Annotated in this window: 1 protein-coding gene; it reads left to right on the top strand. The window is 45.5% G+C overall.

Going from position 1 to position 220, the window contains the following annotated elements:
• The coding region (locus RT405_RS05575; protein WP_313468272.1) for an aquaporin at positions 1–220 on the top strand (220 nt) is incomplete at both ends.

The following is a 220-nucleotide window of genomic DNA, read 5'->3' as shown; positions in this document are numbered from 1 at the left end:
AAATGCATTCTCTGAGGGATTAAATCCATTAGTAGTAGGGGTATTGATTCTTTCAATCGGTCTTTCTCTAGGAGGTTCAACAGGTTATGCAATCAACCCGGCCCGTGACTTAGGTCCGCGTATTGCGCATCAATTGCTACCGATTGCAAATAAAGGAACTTCAGACTGGGGTTACTCATGGATTCCAGTAGTAGCGCCGATGATTGGTGGAGCAATCGCT

This window comes from Carnobacterium sp. (assembly GCF_032094055.1).
Lineage (GTDB): Bacteria > Bacillota > Bacilli > Lactobacillales > Carnobacteriaceae > Carnobacterium_A.
The sequence above is the reverse complement of the archived record's forward strand: the minus strand, read 5'-3'. Positions and strand labels throughout refer to the sequence as shown.